19 protein-coding genes are annotated in these 24,004 nt (G+C 71.5%); 8 read left to right on the forward strand and 11 right to left on the reverse strand.

The window, feature by feature from the left end; translation table 11 throughout:
- Window positions 1-3 precede the first annotated feature (3 nt).
- Genes nuoL through nuoN form a run of 3 tightly spaced genes read left to right on the forward strand, consistent with a single transcriptional unit; the run spans window position 4 to window position 5,261 of the window.
- Complete coding sequence (gene nuoL, locus ASC60_RS28740) at window positions 4-1,944, forward strand: NADH-quinone oxidoreductase subunit L (protein WP_055555984.1); 1,941 nt, start codon at window positions 4-6, stop codon at window positions 1,942-1,944.
- Between the two features lie 3 nt (window positions 1,945-1,947).
- The gene (locus ASC60_RS28745; protein WP_055555986.1) at window positions 1,948-3,612 is read left to right on the forward strand and encodes an NADH-quinone oxidoreductase subunit M; all 1,665 of its coding nucleotides are present in this window, start codon (window positions 1,948-1,950) and stop codon (window positions 3,610-3,612) included.
- Window positions 3,609-5,261 (forward strand): NADH-quinone oxidoreductase subunit NuoN, encoded by a 1,653-nt coding sequence (nuoN, locus tag ASC60_RS28750; protein WP_055555988.1) that lies wholly within the window; start codon window positions 3,609-3,611, stop codon window positions 5,259-5,261. Before ASC60_RS28745 ends, nuoN begins: the two co-directional genes overlap by 4 nt.
- Before the next feature lie 88 nt (window positions 5,262-5,349).
- Here nuoN and ASC60_RS28755 read toward each other — a convergent pair whose 3' ends face one another.
- Window positions 5,350-5,853: a hypothetical protein gene (locus ASC60_RS28755; RefSeq protein ID WP_063787228.1), complete on the reverse strand. Its 504-nt coding sequence runs from the start codon at window positions 5,851-5,853 to the stop codon at window positions 5,350-5,352.
- A gap of 67 nt (window positions 5,854-5,920) precedes the next feature.
- Window positions 5,921-7,171 (reverse strand): fumarylacetoacetase, encoded by a 1,251-nt coding sequence (gene fahA, locus ASC60_RS28760; RefSeq protein ID WP_055555990.1) that lies wholly within the window; start codon window positions 7,169-7,171, stop codon window positions 5,921-5,923.
- Window positions 7,172-7,563: 392 nt separating this feature from the next.
- Between fahA and ASC60_RS28765 the strand changes: the two genes are divergently transcribed.
- From ASC60_RS28765 to ASC60_RS28780, 4 genes are all read left to right on the forward strand, one after another.
- Entirely contained in the window at window positions 7,564-8,571 is a 1,008-nt protein-coding gene (locus tag ASC60_RS28765; protein ID WP_055555992.1) for a polyprenyl synthetase family protein, read from the forward strand.
- A gap of 237 nt (window positions 8,572-8,808) precedes the next feature.
- On the forward strand, window positions 8,809-10,086 hold the full coding sequence (locus ASC60_RS28770) for an outer membrane lipoprotein carrier protein LolA (RefSeq protein ID WP_199831078.1): 1,278 nt from the start codon (window positions 8,809-8,811) through the stop codon (window positions 10,084-10,086).
- 67 nt (window positions 10,087-10,153) lie between these two features.
- Window positions 10,154-11,107 carry an ABC transporter ATP-binding protein gene (locus ASC60_RS28775; protein WP_055555994.1) on the forward strand — a complete coding sequence of 318 codons (954 nt, stop codon included), beginning with the start codon at window positions 10,154-10,156 and terminating at the stop codon, window positions 11,105-11,107.
- On the forward strand, window positions 11,094-12,092 hold the full coding sequence (locus ASC60_RS28780) for an ABC transporter permease (RefSeq protein WP_079038695.1): 999 nt from the start codon (window positions 11,094-11,096) through the stop codon (window positions 12,090-12,092). The genes ASC60_RS28775 and ASC60_RS28780 overlap by 14 nt, the downstream gene beginning before the upstream one ends.
- Before the next feature lie 49 nt (window positions 12,093-12,141).
- Here ASC60_RS28780 and ASC60_RS28785 read toward each other — a convergent pair whose 3' ends face one another.
- The 4 genes from ASC60_RS28785 to ASC60_RS28800 all read right to left on the reverse strand — a co-directional run bounded on the left by ASC60_RS28785 (window position 12,142) and on the right by ASC60_RS28800 (window position 16,525).
- On the reverse strand, window positions 12,142-13,146 hold the full coding sequence (locus ASC60_RS28785; protein ID WP_055555996.1) for a M28 family metallopeptidase: 1,005 nt from the start codon (window positions 13,144-13,146) through the stop codon (window positions 12,142-12,144).
- A gap of 169 nt (window positions 13,147-13,315) precedes the next feature.
- A complete protein-coding gene (rarD, locus tag ASC60_RS28790) occupies window positions 13,316-14,347 on the reverse strand; it encodes an EamA family transporter RarD (RefSeq protein ID WP_055555997.1) in 1,032 nt (343 codons plus the stop codon).
- Window positions 14,348-14,488: 141 nt separating this feature from the next.
- Complete coding sequence (locus tag ASC60_RS28795) at window positions 14,489-15,568, reverse strand: methyltransferase (RefSeq protein WP_234357186.1); 1,080 nt, start codon at window positions 15,566-15,568, stop codon at window positions 14,489-14,491.
- A gap of 99 nt (window positions 15,569-15,667) precedes the next feature.
- Complete coding sequence (locus ASC60_RS28800) at window positions 15,668-16,525, reverse strand: SDR family oxidoreductase (protein ID WP_055555999.1); 858 nt, start codon at window positions 16,523-16,525, stop codon at window positions 15,668-15,670.
- 202 nt (window positions 16,526-16,727) lie between these two features.
- Here ASC60_RS28800 and ASC60_RS28805 point away from each other — a divergent pair, with 202 nt between their 5' ends.
- Entirely contained in the window at window positions 16,728-17,039 is a 312-nt protein-coding gene (locus tag ASC60_RS28805; RefSeq protein ID WP_234357191.1) for a helix-turn-helix domain-containing protein, read from the forward strand.
- Between the two features lie 42 nt (window positions 17,040-17,081).
- On the opposite strand, the gene ASC60_RS28810 is transcribed toward ASC60_RS28805, so the two are convergent.
- From ASC60_RS28810 to ASC60_RS28830, 5 genes are all read right to left on the reverse strand, one after another.
- Window positions 17,082-18,179 carry a 2-oxoacid:ferredoxin oxidoreductase subunit beta gene (locus tag ASC60_RS28810; RefSeq protein ID WP_055556001.1) on the reverse strand — a complete coding sequence of 366 codons (1,098 nt, stop codon included), beginning with the start codon at window positions 18,177-18,179 and terminating at the stop codon, window positions 17,082-17,084.
- Entirely contained in the window at window positions 18,172-20,124 is a 1,953-nt protein-coding gene (locus ASC60_RS28815; protein WP_055556003.1) for a 2-oxoacid:acceptor oxidoreductase subunit alpha, read from the reverse strand. The genes ASC60_RS28810 and ASC60_RS28815 overlap by 8 nt, the downstream gene beginning before the upstream one ends.
- 234 nt (window positions 20,125-20,358) lie before the next feature.
- Window positions 20,359-21,030, reverse strand: coding sequence for a response regulator transcription factor (locus ASC60_RS28820; protein ID WP_304956824.1), 672 nt, complete (start codon window positions 21,028-21,030; stop codon window positions 20,359-20,361).
- 105 nt (window positions 21,031-21,135) lie between these two features.
- The gene (locus tag ASC60_RS28825) at window positions 21,136-22,473 is read right to left on the reverse strand and encodes a sensor histidine kinase (RefSeq protein ID WP_055556179.1); all 1,338 of its coding nucleotides are present in this window, start codon (window positions 22,471-22,473) and stop codon (window positions 21,136-21,138) included.
- A gap of 170 nt (window positions 22,474-22,643) precedes the next feature.
- On the reverse strand, window positions 22,644-23,894 hold the full coding sequence (locus ASC60_RS28830; protein WP_055556007.1) for a sensor histidine kinase: 1,251 nt from the start codon (window positions 23,892-23,894) through the stop codon (window positions 22,644-22,646).
- Between the last annotated feature and the right edge of the window lie 110 nt (window positions 23,895-24,004).

The raw sequence follows: 24,004 nt of genomic DNA on the forward strand, positions 1-24,004 counted from the left end.
CAAGTGGAGAACCTCATCGGATTGCTCGTCGCGGCCCCGCTGCTCGGCGCTGCCCTGCTGCTGTGCGGGGGCCGGCGGCTGGACCGCACGGGCCACTATCTGGGCACGGTGCTCGCGGGCGCCTCCTTCGTGATCGGCGCCGTGCTCTTCGCCGACATGCTCGGCCGTGGCGAGCACGACCGCGCCCTGCACAGCCAGGTCTTCAGCTGGATTCCGGTGGGCGGCTTCCGCGCGGACGTCGCCTTCCAGCTCGACCAGCTGTCGATGACCTTCGTCCTGCTGATCTCTGGTGTGGGCACGCTGATCCACATCTACTCGATCGGCTACATGGCGCACGACGAGCGGCGCCGCCGCTTCTTCGGCTATCTCAATCTCTTCCTCGCGGCCATGCTGCTGCTCGTCCTCGCCGACAACTACCTGCTGCTGTACGTCGGCTGGGAGGGCGTCGGCCTCGCCTCGTACCTGCTCATCGGCTTCTGGCAGCACAAGCCGAGCGCGGCGACGGCGGCGAAGAAGGCGTTCATCGTCAACCGCGTCGGCGACATGGGCCTGTCCATCGCGATCATGCTGATGTTCACGACCTTCGGATCCTTCGCCTTCGCCCCCGTGCTGGGAAGCGCGACCGACGCGAGCGAGGGCAAGCTCACGGCCATCGGGCTGATGCTGCTGCTCGCCGCGTGCGGCAAGTCGGCCCAGGTGCCGCTGCAGTCCTGGCTCGGCGACGCGATGGAGGGCCCGACCCCGGTCTCGGCCCTGATCCACGCGGCGACCATGGTGACCGCGGGCGTCTACCTGATCACCCGCTCCGGCGCGATCTTCAACGCCGCGCCCGACGCCCAGGCCGCGGTGGTCGCGGTCGGCGCGGTCACGCTGCTCTTCGGTGCGATCGTCGGTTGCGCGAAGGACGACATCAAGAAGGCCCTGGCCGGGTCCACCATGTCGCAGATCGGCTACATGATCCTGGCCGCCGGGCTCGGCCCGATCGGCTATGTCTTCGCGATCATGCACCTGGTCACCCACGGCTTCTTCAAGGCGGGCCTGTTCCTCGGCGCCGGGTCGGTCATGCACGCCATGAACGACGAGGTCGACATGCGCAAGTACGGGGCCTTGAGAAAGTACATGCCGGTCACCTTCGTCACCTTCGGGCTCGGCTACCTCGCCATCATCGGCTTCCCGGGGCTCTCCGGCTTCTGGTCCAAGGACAAGATCATCGAGGCGGCCTTCGCCAAGGGCGGCACCGAGGGCTGGATCCTCGGCGGCGCGGCCCTGCTGGGCGCCGCCATCACCGCGTACTACATGACGCGCGTGATGCTGATGACGTTCTTCGGCGAGAAGCGCTGGGAGCCCGCGCCCGACCCGGACAAGGCGCCCAGCGTCGAACCCGGTATCGACGTGCGCCCCGGCGAGCTGCCGCATCCGCACGAGTCGCCGAAGTCCATGACCATCCCCATGATCGTCCTGGCCTTCGGATCGGTCTTCGCCGGCGGTCTGTTCAGCCTGAACGACGCGTTCCTGAAGTGGCTGGAGCCGGTCACCGGCCACAGCCACGGCGACTCCCCGCTCAGCGCCGCCGCCGTCACCGCCGGGACGATGGTCGTCCTGGCCATCGGCGTCGCCCTCGCCTGGGCGCAGTACGGGCGCCGGCCCGTGCCGCGCACCGCGCCGCGCGGCTCCCTCCTCACCCGGGCCGCCCGTCGCGACCTGCTCCAGGACGACTTCAACCACGTCGCGCTCGTCCAGCCCGGCCGCTACCTCACCCGCGGTCTGGTCTACGTCGACCACAAGCTGGTCGACGGGGTGGTCAACGGCACGGCGGCCGGGGTCGGCGGACTCTCCGGCCGATTGCGCAAGCTCCAGAACGGCTACGCCCGTACGTACGCGGTCTCGATGTTCGGCGGTGCGGCGCTTCTCATCGCCGCGACCCTGCTGATGAGGGCGGTCTGAGTCATGTCATTTCCCCTGCTGACGGTCACGGCCGCGGTGCCCGCCCTGGGCGCGGTCGCCACCGCCGCCGTGCCCGCCGCCCAGCGTGCCGCCGCCAAGTGGGTGGCGCTGGCCTTCTCCCTGGTCACCCTCGCCCTCGCGGCGGTCGTCGCGGTCCGCTTCGACCCGGGCGGCGCCCGCTTCCAGCTCACCGAGTCCCACGCCTGGATCAAGGACTTCGGGGTCCGCTACGAACTGGGCGTGGACGGCATCGCGGTCGCCCTGATCGCGCTCACCGCCGTGCTCATCCCCTTCATCATCCTGGCGGGCTGGCATGACGCCGACCCGCTGGAAGGCGCCCGGCCCAACCGCCGCTGGCGGCCCACCCAGGGCTTCTTCGCGCTGATCCTGCTGGTCGAGGCGATGGTGGTGATCTCCTTCGAGGCCACCGACGTCTTCCTCTTCTACATCTTCTTCGAAGCCATGCTCATCCCGATGTACTTCCTCATCGGCGGCTTCGGGGACCGGGCCGGGGAGCGGTCCGAGGAGGAGACGGCCACCCAGCGCAGTTACGCCGCCGTGAAGTTCCTGCTGTACAACCTGGCGGGCGGGCTGATCATGCTGGCCGCGGTGGTCGGGCTCTACGCGGTCACCGCCGACGACCTGGGCACCGGCACCTTCTCGCTCCAGCAGATCGTGGACGCCCGGGCGAGCGGCCGGCTCGACATCGGCACCGGCATCGAGCGGCTGCTGTTCCTCGGCTTCTTCTTCGCCTTCGCCGTGAAGGCGCCGCTGTGGCCGCTGCACACCTGGCTGCCCAACGCGATGGGCGAGTCCACCTCGCCCGTCGCCGTGCTGATCACCGCGGTCGTCGACAAGGTCGGCACCTTCGCGATGCTCCGCTTCTGCCTCCAGCTCTTCCCCGAGGCCAGCAAGTGGGCCACCCCGGTGATCCTGGTCCTCGCGCTCATCAGCATCGTCTACGGCGCGCTGCTGGCGATCGGCCAGCGCGACATCAAGCGGCTGATCGCCTACGCGTCGATCTCCCACTTCGGCTTCATCATCCTCGGCATCTTCGCCATGACCACCCAGGGCCAGAGCGGCGCCACCCTCTACATGGTCAACCACGGCATCTCGACCGCCGCGCTGATGCTGGTCGCCGGGTTCCTCATCACCCGGCGCGGCTCGCGGCTCATCGCCGACTACGGCGGTGTGCAGAAGGTCGCCCCGGTGCTCGCCGGCACCTTCCTGATCGGCGGTCTCGCCACCCTCTCGCTGCCCGGGCTCGCGCCCTTCATCAGCGAATTCCTGGTGCTCGTCGGCGCGTTCAGCCGCTATCCGGCGGTCGGCGTCATCGCCACCGTCGGCATCGTGCTCGCCGCGCTCTACGTCCTCATCCTCTACCAGCGCACCATGACCGGCCCGGTGAAGGAGGAGGTGCGGTCCATGCCCGATCTGCGGCCGCGCGAACTGCTCGTCGTCGCGCCGCTGATCGCCCTGCTGCTCTTCCTCGGCGTCTACCCCAAGCCGCTGACCGCGATCGTCAACCCGGCCGTGGACCACACGCTGTCCGTGGTGGACGAGAAGGATCCCAAGCCCGCTCACCCCGTCACTGACGCGGGCTGGTTCCACTACAGCCCCAAGCCCGAGGGTGCGTCCCACGACGGTGCTTCCGGAGGTGCCAAGTGACCCACGCGGCCACTGTCCACAGCCTGTGGACGACAGCGGCGGCGGCGCCCGACAAGATCCCCGCGCCGCACATCGAGTATGGGCAGCTGGCGCCCACCCTGATCGTGCTCGGCGCCGCGATCGTCGGCGTACTGATCGAGGCGTTCCTGCCGCGCGCCCAGCGGTACGCGGCGCAGCTGTTCGTCTCCGTCGTCTCCCTCGCCGCGGCCTTCGCGGCCGTCATCGGCCTCGCCGCGAGCGACTACGGCACCGGAAAGGCCCATGTCGCGGCCATGGGCGCCGTCGCCGTCGACGGGCCCGCCCTCTTCCTCCAGGGCACCATTCTCCTGGTCGCGCTGGTCTCGGTGTTCACCTTCGCCGAGCGGCGGCTCGACCCGGTCGTCCATGGCAACCGCGTCGACAACTTCGCGGCCCAGGCCGCCGCCGTCCCCGGCGGCGACGCCGAGAAGGCCGCCGTCAAGGCCGGGTTCACCACCACCGAGGTCTTCCCGCTGGTCCTCTTCGCGGTGGGCGGCATGCTCGTCTTCCCCGCCGCGAACGATCTGCTGACCCTCTTCGTGGCACTGGAGGTCTTCTCCCTCCCGCTGTACGTCCTGTGCGCGCTCGCCCGGCGCCACCGGATGCTCTCCCAGGAGTCCGCCGTCAAGTACTTCCTGCTCGGCGCCTTCTCCTCGGCGTTCCTGCTCTTCGGGATCGCCCTGCTGTACGGCTACGCGGGCACCGTGGCGTACGCCGGTCTCGCGGACGTCGTCAACGGCCAGGTCCGCAACGTCACCCCGGCGCTCGCCGGGACCATGGGCAACGACGCGCTGCTGCTCATCGGCGGGGCGATGGTGCTGATGGGCCTGCTGTTCAAGATCGGCGCGGTTCCGTTCCACATGTGGACCCCGGACGTCTACCAGGGCGCCCCCACCCCGGTCACCGGCTTCATGGCCGCGGCCACCAAGGTGGCGGCCTTCGGCGCGCTGCTGCGGCTGCTGTACGTCGTCCTGCCGGGGCTGCGCTGGGACTGGCGGCCGGTGATGTGGGGCGTCGCCATCGTCACCATGCTGGGCGGCGCGATCGTCGCCGTCACCCAGACCGATGTGAAGCGGCTGCTGGCGTACTCCTCCATCGCGCACGCCGGGTTCATCCTCGCCGGTGTCATCGCCACCACCCCCGAGGGCATCTCCTCCGTCCTCTTCTACCTCGCCGCGTACTCCTTCGTAACCCTCGGCGCCTTCGCGGTGGTCACCCTCGTCCGCGACGCGGGCGGCGAGGCCACCCACCTGTCGAAGTGGGCCGGTCTCGGCCGCCGTTCGCCGCTGGTGGCCGCGGTCTTCGCGGTCTTCCTGCTGGCCTTCGCCGGTATCCCGCTGACCAGTGGGTTCGCGGGGAAGTTCGCGGTCTTCAAGGCGGCGGCGGACGGGGGTGCGGGTGCGCTGGTCGTGATCGGTGTGATCTCGTCGGCGATCGCGGCCTTCTTCTACATCCGGGTCATCGTGCTGATGTTCTTCAGCGAACCCCGCACCGACGGCCCCTCGGTGGCCGTCCCGAGCCCCCTGACCTCCTCGGCGATCGCGATCGGCGTGGCGGTCACGGTGGTCCTGGGCGTGGCCCCGCAGTACTTCCTGGACCTGGCGGGCCAAGCGGGCGTCTTCGTGCGGTAGCCGCACGAGCCGCTTCCCGTTGTGCGCGGCGAGCCCCCGGCGGATCGCCGGGGGCTCGCCGCGCAGCCGGAGTGGCCAGCTGGAGTGGTCAGCTCGACGGGAGGTTCGTCGGCAGGTCGGTGGGGATGCCGGAGGGCAGCGAGGTCGGGATGTCGGAGGGGAAGTCGCTGGGGGAGGTGGTCCGGGTGAACGTGTCGTTCTCGGAGAGCGCGTCCCAGTCGACGGTGAGCGTCTTGCCGTCCCCGCTCGGGGCCACCTTGCCCATGGTGCGGTCGGTGTTGCCGTCGGCGCACTTGAGCATCAGCATCTTCTCGCCGGTGTCGGTGTACTCACCGTTGCACAGATGCTTGCCCGAGATCAGGGAGGCCTTCTCGCCGCCGATGGACAGGATGATCGTCTGCCCGCCGGTCTTGGCCAGATAGGCGCCGGTGATCTTGGAGTTCGCGCCCCCCTCCGCCGGGGCGCTGGACTCCTGTGCCGACGGGGTGTCCTTGGACGTGTCCTTCGTCCCCTCGTCGCTGCCGCTGCCGCACGCCGTGAGCAGGAGGGCGGCCGCGGCCACCGTTCCGGCGATGCTCGCTGCCTTCTTCACACACTTCTCCTTGGTTGTCAGGGCTGTCAGGGCTCTCAGGGCAGGAGCACGACAAATTAGCAGTCGTTCATGAGGCCGCCGGGACAACGTGGCCGGTCACCTCACCCATGCCGATGCGGACCCCGTCCGGGCCGGGTGCCCAGGCGGTGAGGGTCACCTCGTCGCCGTCCTCCAGGAAGGTCCGGGTGCCGTCGGGGAGGCGCAGCGGATCGCGGCCGCCCCAGGTGAGTTCCAGGAGGCAGCCCAGTTCGTCCGGGCGCGGGCCGCTGACCGTGCCGGAGGCGAAGACGTCGCCGGTGCGCAGCGAGGCGCCGTTCACGGTCAGATGGGCGAGCTGCTGGGCCGCCGTCCAGTACATGGCGGAGAACGGGGGCCGGGAGACGGTGTGGCCGTTGATGGCGACCTCGATGCGCAGGTCGAATCCGCCGGGCTCGGCGGCCGAGTCGTCGAGGTAGGGGAGCGGCGGGACGTCGCGGGCGGGCGGGGCGGTACGGGCCGCGGCGAGGGCGTCCAGCGGGGTGACCCAGGCGGCGAGGGAGGTGGCGAAGCACTTGCCGAGGAAGGGGCCCAGGGGGCGGGACTCCCAGGCCTGGATGTCGCGGGCGGACCAGTCGTTGAGGAGGCAGACGCCGAAGACGTGGTCGTGGAACCCGGCGAGCGGCAGCGGTGTATTCAGAGGTGAGGGCGCGCCGACGACGAAGGCGACCTCGGCTTCGAAGTCGAGGCGCAGCGAGGGGCCGAAGACCGGCCGGGGAGGAGCGGGCGATGCGGGAGCGGGCGGAGCCGGGGGCAGGTGCTGGCCGTGGGGGCGGACGACGGGCGAGCCCGAGACGAGCACGGTGCCGGCCCGGCCGTGGTAGCCGACCGGCATGTGCTTCCAGTTGGGGGTGAGGGCGTCGCCGTCCGGGCGGAAGATCTTCCCGGCGTTGGAGGCGTGATGCTCGCTGGCGAAGAAGTCGACATAGTCCGCCACCTCGATCGGGAGGTGGAGCGCGAGGGTGGCGAGGGGGTGCATCAGGGGCTCGATGGCGTGCCGGTGCGCCGGGTTGGTCAGCCAGTCGCGCAGCTCCGCGCGGACGGCCTGCCAGACCGGACGGCCCGCGGCCATCAGTGGGTTGAGGGAGGAGGCGCCGAGCAGTTCGGCGTGCGGGGAGGCCGCGGCCGCCGCGGCGGCGCCCGCGTCCAGCACATGGCTGCCGTAGCGCACGCCGATTTTCCGCAGATGGGGGGCGTCGGAGGTGGTGAACACGCCATAGGGGAGGTTGTCCGGGCCGAAGGGATCGCCTTCGGGCAGGTCGAGCGGGCTTCGCTGCGCCATGGATGGTGCCTCGCCTTCTCCTCGTCGCCACGGTTGGCCAGCCACACCCTATGGCCCGCGAGGTTTCCGCCCCGGTGGTGCGACTGCGCGTCCGCGGCACGGAGCACGCGTCGCCCCGGCCGGCCACCGCGGTGGCCTCGGCACACGGAAGAGCGGACCTCCGGGGCCGCTCCGGTCCCCGATCGGTGAACGCTCGGGGGCCGCCTGATGAATGATCTGCTGGTGATCGCGGTATCGCCTGGGTGAGCCGGTCGATTCGGGAGAGGGCCTTGTGCTGCGTACAAGGCGGGAAGGCGCCCACAGTGATCGATACCCGACCGGATACGCTGCCTTTTGGTGGAGGCGGCGACACATCGACATTCCGCGTGAACGTAGGCAGACAGGAGTACCCCGTGAGCGTCATCGGGCCCTTCGGGCTGAGCGTGCGGGACCGGACTCTGGAAGCCGACACCCAGGCCGGGCTGGCGGCTGTCGAAGAGGGCCTGCTGGAGGCCACCAAGAGCGACGTGCCGTTCATCACCGAGGCGGCCCAGCATCTGGTGCGCGCGGGCGGCAAGCGTTTCCGGCCACTGCTGGTGCTGCTGGCCGCGCAGTTCGGCGATCCGTACGCCCCCGGTGTCGTCCCCTCGGCGGTCGTCGTCGAGCTGACGCACCTGGCCACGCTCTACCACGACGACGTGATGGACGAGGCCGAGGTGCGGCGCGGGGTGCCCAGTGCCAACGCCCGCTGGGGCAACTCGGTCGCGGTGCTCACCGGTGACTTCCTCTTCGCCCGCGCCTCCCACGTCCTGGCCGATCTCGGCCCGGAGGCGGTGCGGGTCCAGGCCGAGGCGTTCGAGCGGCTGGTGACGGGCCAGATCCTGGAGACCGCGGGACCGCGCGGCCGCGACCCCATCGAGCACTATCTGGACGTCCTCGCGGGCAAGACGGGCTCGCTGATCGCCGTCTCCGGGCGGTTCGGCGCGATGATGTCCGGCGCCGACGAGTCCATCGTCAACATCCTGACCCAGTACGGGGAGCGGCTCGGGATGGCCTTCCAGCTGGCCGACGATGTGCTGGACATCGCCAGCGACAGCCACGAGTCCGGCAAGACCCCCGGCACCGATCTGCGCGAGGGCATCGCCACCCTCCCCGTCCTGCACCTGAGGGCACAGGCGGAGGCGACCGGCGCGCCGGAGGACCGGGAGCTGTGCGAGCTGCTCGCGGGCGACCTCACCGATGACGCCCGCCACGCGGAGGTTCTGCGGCGGCTGCGCGCCCACCCCGCCCTGGAGCAGGCCCGCCAGGACACGCTGCGCTACGCGGCGGAGGCCCGTTCGATGCTGGCCCCCCTGCCGGCGGGCCCGGCCAAGGCGGCCCTGGAGGGCCTGTGCGACGCGGTGGCCCACCGGGCCGGGTGACCTCTCACCCCCTTGGGGGAGCGGATCCCCCTACGGGATACCCCGAGGGGGATCCGACCCGCGGCGCGGGCCGTCATACCCGAGCAGTACACGGACGTGATCCTGCGGGCTGACGTAACCGGCCGTGCGATTTGGTGGGATGAGAACACCACCACATGGCGGGCTCGGGAGACAATGGCCCGAGAGGTGGACGAGTGCAGGCTGACAACCGCCGCCGACGACGGAGGTAGAGCACACATGGCACGGATCCGACCGATACAGGTCGCCGACGACGGCTTCTGGGACGAGGAACGACCGACACGCCGCACCAAGGCGCTCCGTTACGGGGCTCCGGTCGCCGTGGCGGGCATCGCGGCCGCCACGATCGGGCTCGTCCCGGCGCTGGCCAGCAGCGGCGCCCCGGACCTGCCGAAGATCACGGCACAGCAGCTGATCGGCAAGATGGCCGCCTCGGACCAGCAGCAGGTCTCCGGCTCGCTGAAGATCACCACGGATCTGGGGCTCCCGACGCTGCTGGGCGGCGGCTCCCTCGCCGGTCTCGCGGGCGACCTCGGCGGCGAGAAGGGCGGCGCGACCGCCTCGCCGGAGGCCAAGCTCACCGAGCTGGTGTCCGGTACGCACACCCTGCGGGTGGCCGCCGACGGCCCCGACAAGCAGCGGGTGTCGATCGTGGAGAACGCCGCCGAGTACAGCATGATCCACAACGGTGATCAGCTGTGGGCGTACGACAGCGGCAGCAACTCCGTCTACCACTCCACCGGCCCGAAGGGTGCCGAGGGCAAGCGCGACCACCGCGGCGCGGCGCCCCGCGACGTGGGGGACGCCACCCCGCAGCAGCTGGCCAAGCAGATGCTCTCCGCCGTGGACGACACCACCTCGGTGACGGTCGACGGCACCACCCGGGTCGCCGGGCGGGACGCCTACCAGCTGCTGATCAAGCCCAAGCAGAGCGCGTCCACGGTCGGCGAGGTCCGTATCGCGGTCGACGCGGACAACGGGGTGCCGCTGAAGTTCACCCTCACCCCGAAGAGCGGCGGCAAGGCGGCCGTCGACGTGGGCTTCACCAAGGTGGACTTCGGCAAGCCCGCCGCGGGCACCTTCGACTTCACGCCGCCCAAGGGCGCCAAGGTCACCGAGGGCAGCGCCCGCGACCACCGGGAGAAGGGCTTCCCGCAGGGGAAGGGCTTCAAGGACCGGTCGGCCGGGAAGGACGCCCTGTCCGGTCCGGGCGCCCTGTCCGGGCTGAACGTCACCGGCAAGGGCTGGGACACCATCGCCCGCCTCGACGGCCAGGGCGCCGGCGGGTCCGGCGGCGCTTCCTCCGCCCCGGGCGGCGACGGCGGAGCCGCCTCCGGCCTCCTCGGCAGCTTCGGCAAGAAGGTCAAGGGCGACTTCGGCTCCGGCACGGTGTTCAGCACCCGCCTGGTGAATGCGCTGATGACCGACGACGGCAAGGTCTTCGTCGGCGCGGTCGACAAGGATGCCCTGGTCGCGGCCGCCAACAAGGCCAAGTAGGGCTGCGCGGCGCCGCGTCACCGCGGAGGAAAGCGGCGGAGGAAAGCGGCGGAGGAAAGGGGAGCCCGTGGACGAGCCGTCCGCCGATCCCGTGGTGGAGACCCGCGGGCTCACCAAGCGCTACCGGGGCGGGCAGCTCGCCGTCGACGGGCTCGACCTGACCGTCCCGCGCGGCAGCGTCTTCGGCTTCCTCGGGCCCAACGGCTCGGGGAAGACGACGACCATCCGCATGCTCATGGGGCTGATCGAGCCCACCTCGGGCGGCGCCCGGCTGCTCGGGCGGCCGATGCCGCGCGCCGCCCGCAGCGTGCTGCCGAGGGTGGGCGCCCTCATCGAGGGGCCCGCCCTCTACCCGTATCTGAGCGGTCGGGACAACCTGCTGCGCTACGACGCCGCCGACCCGACCGCCGACCCCCGCACCCGTGCCGCCCGCGCCGCCGCGGCCCTGGACCGGGTCGGGCTCGGGGCCGCGGCGGGGAAGAAGGCCCGGGCGTACTCGCTGGGGATGAAACAGCGCCTCGGCCTGGCCGCCGCCCTGCTCCAGCCGCGTGAGCTGCTGGTGCTCGACGAACCGACCAACGGGCTCGACCCGCAGGGCATGCGCGAGATCCGCACCCTGGTGCGCGAGCTGGCCCGCGAGGGCGTCACGGTCTTCCTCTCCTCGCATCTCCTCGACGAGATCGAACAGGTCTGCACCCATGCGGCGGTCATGGCTCAGGGGCGGCTGATCGCCCAGGGCACGGTCGCCGAGCTGGCGGCGGGCAGTCGCGGCAGGCTGTCCGTCACCACCCCCGACCCCGCCGAGGCCGTCCGCGTCCTGGGGGAGCACGGGGTGACGGACCTGGTGGTCCTGGAGGAGCGGGTCTCCGGCGAACTGCCCTCGCCCGCGCCCGAGCCCGCCGACCTGAATGCCGCCCTGGTACGTGCCGGGGTGCGGGTGCGGGCCTTCGGCGCCGAGGGCGCCTCGCTGGAGGACGCCTTCGTCGCGCTGACCGGGGAGGGATTCGATGTCGCGGGCTGAAGCGACCGAAGCCGCTGAACCGGCCGAACCGGCTGAATCGGCTGGACCGGCTGGACCGGCTGGACCGGCTGGACCGGCTGAATCGGCTGAACCGGCTGGACCGGCCGATGCGGCAGGGACACCCCGGCCGCGTCCGCTGTGGACCCTGGCCCTCTTCCGCAGCGAGCTGTCCACCACCTTCCGCCGCTGGCGGACGCTGGCGCTGCTCGGGGTGCTCGCGGCCGTGCCGGTCCTCATCGGCGTCGCCGTGAAGATCGAGACCAGCGACGGCGGCGGCTTCGGCCGCGGCGGGGGAGGCGGAGCGAGCGGCGACGGGCCCGCCTTCTTCTCCCAGATCACCAACAACGGGCTCTTCCTCGTCTTCGCCGCGCTGGCGGCGACGCTGCCCGTCTTCCTGCCGATGGCCATCGGTGTGATCGCCGGGGACTCCATCGCCGGTGAGGCGGGCCCGGGGACGCTGCGCTATCTGCTGGTCGCCCCCGCCGGGCGCACCCGGCTGCTGCTCGCCAAGTTCGTCACCATCCTGGCGTTCTGCCTGGCCGCGACCCTGGCGGTGGCCGCCGCCGGACTGGCGACCGGGGCGACGCTGTTCCCGCTCGGCGATGTCACGCTGATCTCCGGCACCTCGGTGTCGTTCGGCGACGGGCTGGTGCGGGCGCTGGGCGTGGCGGGCGTCGTGGCGCTGTCACTGGTGGGGATCGCCGCGGTGGGCCTGTTCGTCTCCACCCTCACCAACAGCGGCATCGCGGCCATGGCGACCACGGTCGGGCTCGTGGTCACGGTGCAGATCCTGGACACGATCCCGCAGTTGCACGCGATCCAGCCGTATCTCTTCCCGCACTACTGGCTCAGCTTCGCGGATCTGCTCCGCCAGCCGGTCTACTGGGACCAGCTGATCAAGAACGCCGAGCTGCAGGGGCTGTATCTGGCCGTGTTCGGCTCGGCGGCCTGGGCCCGGTTCACCGCGAAGGACATCACGGTCTGAGCGGTCGGCGTACCGCCGTACGGACCGCTCGGACCGTGCTGCCGGCGCGTCAGGAGGACAGCGTCCAGACGGCGTACGCGATGGCGTCGGTGTTGCGGTCCAGCGCGGTGTCGTTGGTGTTGGACGTGGTGTCGCACGAGCGGTGGTAGCAGCGGTCGAAGGCCTGACCGGAGGTGCCGCCCCACTTCTGGGCCTGGGCGGCGGTCTTGATGTAGTCGGCGCCGCTGAACAGGCCGCCCACCGGGACGCCCGCGCTCTTGAACGGGGCGTGGTCGGAGCGCCCGTCGCCCTCGGTCTCTATCTCCGTCGGCACGCCCTTGGCGGCGAAGAAGTCCTTGAAGACCCCTTCGAGCCGGGCGTCGTCGTCATAGACGAAGTAGCCCGGGTTGGGCGAGCCGATCATGTCGAAGTTGAGATAGCTGTCGATCTTCGCCCGGTTGGCGGACGACAGGCCGTTGACGTAGTTCCGGGACCCGACCAGGCCCAGTTCCTCGGCGCCCCACCAGGCGAACCGCAGATGCTTGGTGGGCTTCAGCCCCGAGCGGGCGACGGTGAGCGCGGTCTCCAGGACGCCGGCGGACCCCGAGCCGTTGTCGTTGATGCCCGGACCCGCGGTGACGGAGTCCAGGTGGGCGCCGGAGAACACCACCTTGTTGGTGTCGCCGCCGGGCCAGTCGGCGATGAGGTTGTAGCCGGTGGAACCGCTGGAGGTGAACTGCTGGACCGTGGTGGTGAACCCGGCCGCGTCCAGCGCGCCCTTGATGTAGTCGAGCGACGCCTTGTAGCCGGGGCGGCCGTGGGCGCGGTTGCCGCCGTTGGCGGTGGCGATGGACTGGAACGTGGTCAGATGGGCCTTGACGTTCGTGAGCGAGACGTCCGGTACGGCCAGGGCGGCCCGGGATGAGCCGGCCGCCGGGGGAGCCGCGGCGGCCGCCGAGGTGGCGGGGGCGGCCGAGACCAGCGCGGCGATCGCCGCTCCGGTGGCGACGGCGGCGGCCGCCCGGCGGGACGCGGATCTTCGGGGGGTGTGGCGCGGGTCAGCACATGACGACATGGGGGGCTCCGATTCCGAACGGGGACTGCACGGAATGACGTGACGCTGTGTGATGCACGGACGTACGTACCCATGGGGGCGGTGGAGCGGTACGACAAGATGGTTCTGAGTGGCGCGAGGCTGATGCTCCGGGTGTGACTGACCCTGCGTCAAGAGCGGGAACCGGACATCACCCGCCGGATATCGGGCCCGGCCGCGCCTCCGCCGCCTTGACCGGCGCGGCGTCCGCCGGCGCCGCGGTCTCCGCCAGGGCCGCGGCGTCCGCCAGGGCCGCGGCGTCCGCCAGCGCCCGCCGCGCCCGGTGTCCGGTCCGCAGCGCGTCCCAGGTGAGCAGCGCGAGCGCGAGCCAGACGAGGGTGAAGCCCGCCCACCGCTCGGGCGGCATCGACTCGTGGAAGAGGGCCACCCCGAGGATGAACTGGGAGGTGGGCGTGAGGTACTGGAGCATCCCGATCGTCGACAGCGGCAGCCGTACCGCCGACGCCCCGAAGCAGATCAGCGGCACCGCGGTGACCAGCCCGCAGCTCACCAGCAGCGCCGAGTGCCCGATGCCGCCGCTGCCGAAGGTGCCGTCGCCACGCGCCCCGAGGAACAGCAGGAAGCCGAGCGCGGGCAGGAACTGGACGGCCGTCTCGGCGGCCAGCGACTCCAGCCCGTCCAGCCCGATCCGCTTCTTGACCAGGCCGTAGGTGGCGAAGGAGAAGGCCAGGGTGAGGGCGATCCAGGGTGGCTTGCCGTAGCCGACGGACAGGACGACCACCGCCACCACGCCGACGCCGACGGCCGTCCACTGCGCCGGGCGCAGCCGCTCGCGCAGCAGCGACACGCCGAAGGCGATGCTGACCAGGGGGTTGATGAAGTAGCCGAGCGCGGTCTCGACGACGTGCCCGCTGTTGACGCCCCAGATGTACAGGCCCCAGTTGATGGAGATGGCGGTCGCGGCGAGGGCGACGAGACCGAGCCGCCGGGGCTGCCGCAGCAGCGGGCCGATCCAGGACCAGCGCCGCAGCGCCAGCAGGATGAGCCCGACGACCAGCAGCGACCAGACCATGCGGTGGGCCAGGATCTCGACCGCCCCGGCGGGCTGGAGCAGTGGCCAGTAGAGCGGGGCGAGGCCCCACAGACCGTACGCGGCGAAGCCGTAGAGGAGACCGGCGCGGTCCTGCGGGTGCTGTGTCTGCGTCTGCGGCTGCGTCTGCATGAAGGCCCTCCCCAGCGGCGTGTCGGCCCTGACGGGGCCCGTCCGACGGTAGCGCCGGGCGGCGTGCCTGTCATGCCCGTATCCGCAATACGGGCATGACAGGCGGGCTGCCCGGCTGCCGGGCCGTGGGACAGCCCGTCGTCACGCCGGGAGGAGCCAACCTGGGCCCTCGGGGGTGCCGAGCCGGACACGTTGGGCGTCCGGGGTGACGGAGACCCCGAACTCAGTCGGGGCGGGGGAGCCGGCGGCGTGCCACAGGGCGAGCGCCTGCTCGACGTCGTCCCACAGCAGCGCCGGGCCGCCCTGCCGCACGGTCCACCCTTCGCCGTCGGGTGTGAGAACGGCGAACGCGTCGTTCGTGGCGTCGAGTACGTAGGTGCTCACGGTGCCGTCGTCGGCGGGCATGGAGAAGTAGCGCGCGTTCGGCAGGGCGAGCTGAGCTACGAACCCGCTGTCGGGCATGGTCAGCAGCTTGGGGCCGTGCGGGGTGTCGCGAGTGGTGCCCTCGTCGGGTACGGGGAGCATGCCGAGGCTTTCCGGCGCGTCCTGCTGTCGAGCGATCATGAAACTTGGGTCGTTGGAGAGGAACCGGCCGCTCGCGGTGCTCTCGTCCGTGACGGTCAGCCGGACGAGCCCGAGGGAGCGCATCCAGCCGCGCAGTGTGGCGACGATCAGTCCCCCGGGGCGGGTCTGCTCGATCCACGCCGGGGGGATGCTTCGCACGCCCATCGTGGCGATGGTGCGGTGCGCCTGCGAGGAGCCCGGGGCACCGGTCAGGCCGTCGCCGACGTGCAGGCGGGGCCGGTAGCCGCAACGGGTCAGCGCCTCGCGCGCGCGTGCGGCGACATGTGCGTCGGTCTCGACGGAGGGCACGCGCTCGGCGCCGAGCCGGTGACACATGAGCGCGGTCGAGTAGCCCGTGCCCGTTCCGTACTCGGTCACGGTGTGGTCGTCCTCGACCTGTAGGTCTTCCAGCATCCGCACGACCAGGGCGGGAAGCGTCGAGGACGAAGTCGGGTGCGCGTTGCTGATGGGCTTCGGGTCGGTCCAGTCGATTTCGTGGCCGTCGGTGCCGGGGGACGGCCTCGACGGCCGCCCGCCAGGCGGGGGAGCGTAGCCAGTCGGCGGCGGCGAGTTGCTCGGCGAGCTGCCGGCCTCAAGCCGTATGGGTCGCTGCCGGTTGTGCGCATCCTCGCCGAACGGGCACGCGAGGTCGCGCATCTGAAGGCAGCCTGAATTGACACAACGCCTCCACATGACGATGAGCGGTCATGCGGAGGGCGTTGCTTACCTGTGGAGGACGAGGCAGGACGGACCGGGTCAGCCCTTGAGCGCCACCGCGACGGAGTCCGCGATCGGCGTGGTCGGGCGGCCGATCAGCCGGGCCAGGTCGCCGGGGGTGGCGGCCAGGCGCCCGCGCCCGATCGCCGTGTCGACGTCGGCCAGGATGGCGGCCAGCGGCTCGGGCAGGCCCGCGCCGGTGAGGATCCCCCGGACCTCCTCCTCGGAGACGGCGCGGTAGACGATCTCCTTGCCGGTCTGCCGGGCGATCTCGGCGGCGTACTCGGCGAAGCTCCAGGCGGTGTCGCCGGACAGCTCGTACGTGGCGTTCTCGTGGCCCTCGCCGGTGAGGACGGCGACGGCGGCCGCCGCGTAGTCGGCGCGCGACGCGGAGGCGACCCGGCCCTCGCCCGCGGCGGCGACGACGGCGCCGTGCTCCAGCACGGGGGCCAGCCGCTCGGTGTAGTTCTCGTTGTACCAGCCGTTGCGCAGCAGGACGTACGGCAGACCGGACTCGGTGAGGGCCCGCTCGGTGGCGTGGTGCTCGTCGGCGAGGGTGAAGTCGGCGGCCGGGCCGCCCAGCACGCTGGTGTACGCGAGCAGCGCGACCCCGGCCTCCTTGGCGGCGTCGATGACGGCCCGGTGCTGCGGGACGCGCTGCCCGACCTCGCTGCCGGAGATCAGCAGCACCTTGTCGCCCGCGGCGAAGACGCCGCGCAGCGTCTCGGGGCGGCTGTAGTCGGCGACCTTCAGGGTGACGCCGCGGGCGGCGAGCGGGGCGGCCTTGTCGGCGTCGCGTACGACCGCGGTGATCCGGTCGGCCGGAACCTTCTCCAGCAGACCCTCGATGACGAGGCGGCCGAGCTGCCCGGTGGCTCCGGTGACGACGATGCTCATGGGGGAATCTCTCTTCTGATCGCGTGGGGTCTCGTGCGTCCGATGTGCTCTCCACCCTAGGCGCAGCGCTAACCATTCGAAAGTACCCACTTTGACGTAAGGTACTGGCATGGGAGTAAGTGAGAACGCCGAGCGGGTGCGTCTGTGGACCGGGGCCGAAGGCGGCCCCGCGGCCTGCCCCTCGCGGCTGATCCTGGAGCACATGACCAGCCGGTGGGGTGTGCTGGTCCTCGCCGTCCTGCTGGACGGCACCCACCGCTTCAGCGAGCTGCGGCGCACGATCGGCGGGGTGAGCGAGAAGATGCTCGCCCAGACGCTCCAGACCCTGGAGCGCGACGGCTTCGTCCACCGCGAGGCGCACCCCGTCATCCCGCCGCGTGTGGACTACTCGCTGACCGGTCTGGGCCGGGAGGCGGCGCGCCAGGTGTGGGCGCTGTCGGTCTGGGCGGAGGAGCACACTCCGCGGGTGCTGGCGGCCCGGGAGGCATACGACGCGGCCAGGCCGGGTGCGTAGACCCCGGCCTGGCCGCGTCGTGGTGGGAGAGGGCCGTACGGCTCAGCCGACGACCGTCCAGGTGTCGTTCCCCGCGAGCAGCGCGCCGAGGTCGCCCTTGCCCTTGCGCTCGACGGCGGCGTCGATCTGGCTCGACATCTGGTCGTCGTAGACCGGCCGCTGGACGTCCCGCAGCACCCCGATGGGGGTGTGGTGCAGGGTGTCCGGGTGGGCCAGCCGGGACAGCGCGAACGCGGTGGTGGGGGAGGCCGAATGGGCGTCGTGGACCAGGATCCGGTCCTCGTTCCCGGCGGTGACCGCGACGACCTCCAGATCGCCGGTGGCCTGGTTCCGTACGACGCCCTTGGTACCCAGGCCGTCCTCGCCGGGGGTGCCGAAGCGGATCGGCCGGCCGTGCTCCAGCCGGATCACGGCCTCCTCGGCCTGCTCCTTGTCCTTGAGCGCGTCGAAGGCGCCGTCGTTGAAGATGTTGCAGTTCTGGTAGATCTCCACCAGCGCGGTGCCCGGGTGGGCGGCGGCCTCGCGCAGCACCTGGGTGAGGTGCTTGCGGTCGGAGTCCACGGTGCGGGCGACGAAGCCCGCCTCGGCGCCGAGCGCCAGCGAGATGGGGTTGAACGGGGCGTCCAGGGAGCCCATCGGGGTGGACTTGGTGATCTTGCCGACCTCGGAGGTCGGGCTGTACTGGCCCTTGGTGAGGCCGTAGATGCGGTTGTTGAACAGCAGGATCTTCAGGTTCACATTGCGGCGCAGCGCGTGGATGAGGTGGTTGCCGCCGATGGACAGCGCGTCGCCGTCACCGGTGACCACCCACACCGACAGATCGCGTCTGGCGGCCGCGAGGCCGGTGGCGATGGCGGGGGCGCGGCCGTGGATCGAGTGCATCCCGTAGGTGTTCATGTAGTACGGGAAGCGGGAGGAGCAGCCGATGCCGGAGACGAAGACGATGTTCTCCTTCGCCAGCCCCAGCTCGGGCATGAAGCCCTGGACGGCGGCGAGGATCGCGTAGTCACCGCAGCCCGGGCACCAGCGCACCTCCTGGTCGGACTTGAAGTCCTTCATGGACTGCTTGCCCTCGGCCTTGGGCACCAGGGACAGCGCCTCGGTCAGGGCGAGGGGCGGCTGCGAGAGGGTCTCAGTCATCGATGGCCTCCTTGAGGACCGACGCCAACTGCTCGGCCTTGAACGGCAGCCCCCGCACCTGGGTGAAGGAGCGGGCGTCGACGAGGTACTTGGCACGGATGAGGGTGGCGAGCTGGCCGAGGTTCATCTCGGGCACGACGACCTTGTCGTAGCGGGCCAGCACCTCGCCGAGGTTGGCCGGGAAGGGGTTGAGGTGGCGCAGATGGGCCTGGGCGATCCGGTCGCCCGCGCGGCGCACCCGGCGCACCGCGGCGGTGATCGGCCCGTACGTCGAGCCCCAGCCCAGCACCAGGGTGCGGGCGTCGCCGGTGGGGTCGTCCACCGCCAGCTCCTCGACCTCGATGCCGTCCACCTTGGCCTGCCGGACGCGGACCATGTGGTCGTGGTTGGCCGGGTCGTAGGAGATGTTGCCGGAGCCGTCCTGCTTCTCGATGCCGCCGATGCGGTGTTCGAGCCCCGGGGTGCCGGGCACGGCCCAGGGGCGGGCCAGGGTCAGCGGGTCGCGCTTGTACGGCCAGAAGACCTCGGTGCCGTCGGCGGTGGTGTGGTTGGGGCCGGTCGCGAACTGGACCCGCAGGTCCGGCAGGCCGTCGACCTCCGGCACCCGCCACGGCTCCGACCCGTTGGCCAGGTAGCCGTCGGACAGCACGAAGACCGGGGTGCGGTAGGTGAGCGCGATCCGCGCCGCGTCCAGAGTGGCGTCGAAGCAGTCGGCGGGGGTCTTCGGCGCCACGATCGGCACCGGCGCCTCACCGTTGCGCCCGTACATCGCCTGCAGCAGATCCGCCTGCTCGGTCTTGGTCGGCAGCCCCGTGGACGGGCCGCCGCGCTGGATGTCGATCACCAGCAGCGGCAGCTCCAGGCTGACCGCGAGCCCGATGGTCTCCGACTTCAGCGCCACTCCGGGCCCGGAGGTGGTGGTCACCGCGAGCGCCCCGCCGAACGCGGCGCCCAGCGCCGCGCCGATGCCCGCGATCTCGTCCTCCGCCTGGAAGGTGCGCACGCCGAAGTTCTTGTGGCGGCTCAGCTCGTGCAGGATGTCGGAGGCCGGGGTGATCGGGTACGAGCCCAGGAAGAGCGGCAGGTCCGCCTGCTGGGAGGCGGCGATCAGCCCGTACGACAGCGCCAGGTTGCCGGAGATGTTCCGGTACGTACCCGGAGGGAAGGCAGTGGCGGCGGGCGCCACCTCATACGAGACCGCGAAGTCCTCGGTCGTCTCGCCGAAGTTCCACCCGGCCCGGAAGGCGGCCACGTTCGCCTCGGCGATCTGCGGCTTCTTGGCGAACTTCTGGCGCAGGAACGTCTCGGTGTTCTCCGTGGGCCGGTGGTACATCCACGACAGCAGGCCGAGCGCGAACATGTTCTTGCTGCGCTCCGCCTCCTTCCTCGACAGCCCGAACTCCTTCAGGGCCTCGATGGTCAGCGTCGTCAGCGGCACCGGGTGGACCTGGTACGCGTCCAGCGAGCCGTCCTCGAGCGGGCTGCGGTCGTAGCCGACCTTCGCCATCGGGCGCTTGGTGAACTCGTCGGTGTTGACGATGATGTCGGCGCCGCGCGGCACATCGCCCAGGTTGGCCTTGAGCGCGGCCGGGTTCATCGCCACCAGGACGTCCGGCGCGTCGCCGGGGGTGAGGATGTCGTGATCGGCGAAGTGGAGCTGGAAGCTCGACACGCCGGGCAGGGTTCCGGCGGGGGCGCGGATCTCCGCCGGGAAGTTCGGCAGGGTCGACAGGTCGTTCCCGAACGACGCCGTCTCCGAGGTGAACCGGTCTCCGGTGAGCTGCATACCGTCACCCGAGTCACCCGCGAATCGGATGATGACGCGATCCAGACGGCGGACCTCCTTGCCGCCGTCCGGTGTACCCCGTTCCCCGGCGAGCCCTCGCTCGCCTTGCTGATCGGCTGGTTCGGCCTGCTCGGCCGGGCTGCTGACCTGGCTGGTCACTGCTTCGGACCTCCCTCGAGGCGGCGCGCACCTGGACCGTCGGTGCCGACCGGTTGTCCCATGGCCATCGTACGTCGGTAAGGCTCGCCTTCCTTGGGCGGGCCACCTGATGGACTCCGCGCCATGTGTCCGCGATGTCGTGATGTGATATGACTTTCCCGCCCTCCGTGGTGTCATATCCGGTGATCCGCTCACTGGGCCTTTGGTCCCGCTTTGGCCTCGCGGCCACGGCCGTCAGGAGTTGAGGTAGGTGAGCACCGCGAGCACCCGGCGGTGATCTCCGTCACTCGGCGACAGGCCCAGCTTCAGGAAGATGTTGCTGACGTGCTTCTCCACCGCCCCGTCGCTCACCACCAGCTGCCGGGCGATCGCCCCGTTCGTCCGGCCCTCCGCCATCAGGCCCAGGACCTCCCGCTCCCGCGGGGTGAGCCCGGCCAGCACATCCTGCTGACGGCTGCGGCCCAGCAACTGCGCGACGACCTCCGGATCCAGCGCCGTCCCCCCGCGGGCCACCCGCACCACCGCGTCCACGAACTCGCGCACGTCGGCCACCCGGTCCTTGAGCAGATAGCCGATGCCGCGGCTGCTCCCGGCCAGCAGCTCGGTCGCGTACTGCTCCTCCACGTACTGCGAGAGCACCAGCACCCCGATCCCCGCATGGTCACGGCGCAGCTGGATCGCGGCCCGCACCCCCTCGTCGGTGTGGGTGGGCGGCATCCGTACGTCCGCGACCACCACATCCGGCAGCGCGTCCTCGTCGGCCAGCTCGCGGACCGCCTTGATCAGCGCCTCCGCGTCGCCCACCCCCGCGACGACCTCATGGCCGCGATCGGTCAGCAGCCGGGTCAGGCCCTCCCGCAGCAGCACCGAATCCTCGGCGATGACCACCCGCACTCTGTCCTCCACCACGATGCCCGGCCCCCAGTCGCTTTGTCGCACAGTCGGGGCCAGCATTCCAGGGTTCGTACCGCTCCGCCGCGCATATCGCGCCCCCCGCCGTGCGGGCGGCCGTCAGCGCCAGGGCAGCTCCACGGTCACCGAGGTCGGCCCGCCGGGCGGGGAGTGGACGATCAGTATCCCGTCGACCGCCTCGACACGCTCCGCGAGCCCCGCGAGACCGCTGCCCCGGGCCGAGACGGTGGCCCCGCCCCGCCCGTCGTCGGCGACCCGCAGCATCACCCGGCCGTCGGCGCGCCACACGTCGACGTCGGCCCTGCGGGCGGTGCTGTGTTTGCTGATGTTCTGGAGGAGTTCGGAGACGGTGAAGTAGGCGATGCCTTCGATGGCGGGTGCGGGGCGTTGGGGGAGGTCGGTGGTGACGGTGACGGGGACGGTGCAGCGGGCGGCGAGTGCGGAGAGGGCGGGTCCGAGTCCGCGGTCGGTGAGGATGGCGGGGTGGATGCCGCGGGCGAGGTCGCGGAGTTCTTGGAGGGCGAGTTTCACTTCGCCGTGGGCTTCGTCGACCATGCGGGCGGCTGCTCGGGGGTCTTCGTCGAGTTTTTCCTTGGCGAGGCCGAGGTCCATGGCGAGGGCGACGAGGCGGGCCTGTGCTCCGTCGTGGAGGTCGCGTTCGATGCGGCGCAGGTCGGCGGCGGCGGTGTCGACCACCGTCCCCCGGTCCGACTCCAGCTCCCGCACCCGGGTCGCCAGCCGGGACGGGCCCAGCAGCCCGGTGACCAGGAGCCGGTCGACGGACGTCAGCGCCCGCATCACCCACGGCGTCGCCAGCAGGACCAGCACCCCGAGGACACAGGACGCGGCGATCTCGAACGGGGTGTCGAGGTAGAAGTGGCGGTCCCGGCCGTCGTCCCCGACCAGCTCCAGACCCGGCTGATCGATGTAGGCGGGGAAGACCCACCGCCACAGCGGATACGTCGCGAAGCCCCAGCCGTAGCAGGCGAACACCGTCGCGAAGACGAAGGCGAAGATCGCCCACGGCAGGTGCAGCAGCGCGTACAGCACATGCCGCCACGAGGTGCCGCTCTTGAGCAGCGCGCCCACCCACGACACCGGCCCCCGCTTGCCGCCGGGCGCGCGGACCGGCTCCGGCTCGGCCACCTCAAGACCCAGCAGCGCACGGGCGCGGGCCCGCTCCACGACCCCGATGCCCCGGCAGCCCGCCAGGGCGGCGCCGAGCACCGGAACGCCGAGGAAGGTGATCAGGAGCCCCGCGCCGAGGGAGAGCATGACGACCGCGTACGTGAAGGTCAGGATCGACACCGGCAAGCTGATCACCAGGTACAGGAACTCGCGCCAGACGCGGGCCTCGAACGGCGCGCGCAGCGCCGGTGGCACCAGGCGGTGCCGGGGTTCGCTCCCCGGCCCGTACGGTCCGTATGCGGTGGCCATCTCGTCGTCCATCCTCCCGAAGCCGAAGCCGAAGCCGAAGCCGGGCCCGGCTTGCCCGCTGTCGTCGTCCTCCAGCGTCCCCGGCACCGCCCGCCCGGGCCATGAAGCGGGTCGGTGTCTTCATCCGGGGGCTGGCCCCACCCCTTTCGGTACGGCCTACGGTCTACGGCTTACGGCGTCCGGCGGGCCGCCGCCGTGTGGCGGGGGACTCCGCCCGTACGGCTCGTACCGTCGCGGTCGCGCCACGGCAGCTCGGCGTCCACCGAGGTCGGGCCGCCGGGTGGGGAGTCCACCCGGAACCGGCCGTCCACCGAGCCGAGCCGTTCCGCGAGGCCCGCCAGCCCGCTGCCGCCGTCCGGCGACGCGCCGCCGCGCCCGTCGTCCCGCACCCGGATCAGCAGCCTGCCGCCCGACCGGGACAGCGCGACCGACGCGGTCCTGGCGGCGCTGTGTTTGCTGATGTTCTGGAGGAGTTCGGAGACGGTGAAGTAGGCGATGCCTTCGATGGCGGGTGCGGGGCGTTGGGGGAGGTCGGTGGTGACGGTGACGGGGACGGTGCAGCGGGCGGCGAGTGCGGAGAGGGCGGGTCCGAGTCCGCGGTCGGTGAGGATGGCGGGGTGGATGCCGCGGGCGAGGTCGCGGAGTTCTTGGAGGGCGAGTTTCACTTCGCCGTGGGCTTCGTCGACCATGCGGGCGGCTGCTCGGGGGTCTTCGTCGAGTTTTTCCTTGGCGAGGCCGAGGTCCATGGCGAGGGCGACGAGGCGGGCCTGTGCTCCGTCGTGGAGGTCGCGTTCGATGCGGCGCAGGTCGGCGGCGGCGGTGTCGACCACCGTCCCCCGGTCCGACTCCAGCTCCGCCACGCGCCGCTCCAGCTCGTCCGACGGCGACAGCAGCCCGCGCACCATCACCCGGTCCACGTTGGTCAGCGCCCGGGCGATCCAGGGCAGCACCGGCCAGGCGACGAACAACGAGGTCAGCGTCAGCGCGAAGGTCAGGATGCCCCACGGCAGCCGGATGGCGGCGTAAAGCGTGGCCCGCCAGCCCACCGGATCCCGCAGGCTCCGCCACAGCCAGCTGAAGAAGCCGTCGTCGATCCCGCCCGGCATCCGGCTGGGCTCGTCCACGTGGAGCGCCAGCAGCCCACGGGCGCGGCGCCGCTCGAACCGGGCGAACGCCCGGCTGCCCAGCAGCCCCATGGCCAGCACCGGCAGCCCCCCGATCGTGACCGCCATGCCCACGCCCACGGTCAGCCACAGCAGGGCGTAGACGAAGCCGAAGATGCCCATCGGCAGATTGATCAGGAGATGGGCGATCTCCTTCCACTTCTGCGCGGGATACGCGAAGGCGGGCGGGCGCGGCAGCCGCTCGCCGCCCTCGCGGGGGGAGCCGTCGGGGGAGCCGTCGGGGGAACTGGTGGTCATGGCACCACAGACTGCCGCGCCCCGGCAGGCGGCGCCATGGGGTGCGTCGCCGGGCCCGAGTAGGGCTAACCCCACCCGTCCCGGGCTCCGCATGCCGGACGGGCGGATCG

This window comes from Streptomyces sp. NBRC 110028 (assembly GCF_001417735.1).
In the GTDB taxonomy this organism is placed as follows: Bacteria; Actinomycetota; Actinomycetes; order Streptomycetales; family Streptomycetaceae; genus Streptomyces.